Origin of the sequence: Paenibacillus sp. AD87 (assembly GCF_001659845.1) — a bacterium.
In the GTDB taxonomy this organism is placed as follows: domain Bacteria; phylum Bacillota; class Bacilli; order Paenibacillales; family Paenibacillaceae; genus Paenibacillus; species Paenibacillus marchantiae.
This window is the reverse complement of sequence record NZ_LXQN01000023.1, coordinates 1-1,816: the sequence shown is the minus strand read 5'-3', so window position 1 is coordinate 1,816 and position 1,816 is coordinate 1. Positions and strand designations below refer to the sequence as shown.

General features: G+C 42.1%; 2 protein-coding genes and 1 pseudogene. All 3 read left to right on the top strand.

Annotated features, from left to right (window positions below):
* Nucleotides 1-196, top strand: a pseudogene (locus gpAD87_RS32390) (phosphonate ABC transporter ATP-binding protein); the annotation flags it as partial.
* 67 nt (nucleotides 197-263) lie between these two features.
* On the top strand, nucleotides 264-1,541 hold the full coding sequence (locus tag gpAD87_RS31285) for a hypothetical protein (RefSeq protein WP_064637175.1): 1,278 nt from the start codon (nucleotides 264-266) through the stop codon (nucleotides 1,539-1,541).
* Nucleotides 1,534-1,816: response regulator (locus gpAD87_RS31280; protein WP_157258646.1), on the top strand; the 283-nt coding region annotated here is incomplete at its 3' end. The genes gpAD87_RS31285 and gpAD87_RS31280, both read left to right, overlap by 8 nt.

The following is a 1,816-nucleotide window of genomic DNA, read 5'->3' as shown; positions in this document are numbered from 1 at the left end:
TGATCCTCATACCGCAGATACGGTGCTGGAAACACTGCGCAAATTGTGCGAAGAGGAACGGGCTACCGTAATTGCAGTATTGCCGATTGAGATGGCAGAGAAACATGCGACCCGCATCTGGGGTCTTGCGGAAGGCAAGATTGCTTTTGATATACGTGGACGTCGGTTGACACAGCAAGAAAAAAATATGATTTAAACTATTGAAAAGAGTGATGAATTTGCTTAATTCACGGTGGGGGCGCCTGTTAGCGGGGGGAGCGGCTATGATTGTACTCGGCTCCGTTCTTAGCGGATGCACTGTCCTCAGTGATCCCAAGCTTTTGATGAAACAACCCATGATGTCAATGGACAAGGAGAGGCTTCTCACAATTGTACAGAAGGAACAGCCTCCTGAAAGCCAATTAATTCGTCCCAAAGACTTGAACAATACAAGCATGATACGGGTGGCAGATTTAGATGGGGATGGAACCCGAGAGGCTATTGTTTTCTACGAAACTCCGAGTGAAAATGTGCGGATTCATGGCATGCTTCTCGAAGAGCAGGGTGATACCTGGGTGAAAAAACTTACTTTTGATGTTCCGGGAAATACCTTACAATCGTTTAAACTGCTGGACATCACGAACGATGGCAATCCTGATATTGTTCTTGGAGTGAGCCTTGAAGCACAGAAAGCTTTAATGGCATATTCCTACAAAGGAGGAGCTCTTGAACAGGTGATGGGCGGAGTACCGTATAATGAGTTGATTATTGATGATTTACAAGGAAATCCTTTGGATCTTAACGGGGACAAAAAAAATGATTTTGCTATCGTTTCCCTCAACACCAGCGGATTTGCCTCCATTGCCCTATATCAATATGATGATGGCAGTTTCAAGGAAGTGGACCGTATACAGACGGACTATACAGTAAAAGAATTTTATAATGCACTTGGTGGTCAAATTGCCAAAGATAAAGTGGGCTTCGTATTGGATGCCGAATTGGACGACCGAAGTACTTTTACACAGATTGTTTATGTAAAAGACAACAAATTGGTGTATGCATTCAATTCCCCTGATCAAACCTATAGAGATGACAAAATTTTAAGCGGTGATTTTAATAATGATGGTATTATTGAATTTGGATTGAAGGAAACACCCAGAGGCTGGGAACATTACGTATTTGATGCTCGAATGTGGTTCTATACTTTCTATCAATGGAATGGTAAGGATGGCAAAGATTTTGTATCCTTCCAATATCGTGATGATGCGAATGCATTCCATCTTAACCTGAAAACGGATTGGTACGGAAAAGTTACAATTGATACCAAATCGGAAAAGGGAAAATATATTCGTTTCAAAATGATTGATACGGATGAAACGGTGGGTGAAATTAAATATTTCACACTTACGCAATGGGAACAGGACAAAGGTAAAGGGTGGAAAGAAATTACCAAATCGAATGATCGAGTGATTGCTTATCGTGGCGCACAATCTGCGAATAACGATGGTGGATTACTGGACAATATGTCGCATCTGAACAGAAAGGAAGAACTTAATGAGTAAAGTACTTATTCTTGAGGATGAAGAATCCATCCGCAGTTTTATTGTTATTAATTTGAAGAGAAACGGGTTCGAAGTGCTCGAAGCGGGAGACGGACATGAAGCGCTTCGTATTCTGCAATCCGTACCAGATATTGACTTGGCTTTGCTAGATGTTATGGTTCCTGGAATTGACGGGTTTGAAGTGTGTCGACGAATTCGTGAAACGAATGAACGTCTGGGTATTATTTTCCTGACAGCCAAAGTGCAGGAGCAGGACAAGGTATATGCGCTATCCG

What these genes read in the sequence shown, in the direction of transcription:
- gpAD87_RS31285 (WP_064637175.1), top strand. Translation starts at nt 264, where the DNA reads ATGATTGTACTCGGCTCCGTTCTTAGCGGATGCACTGTCCTCAGTGAT.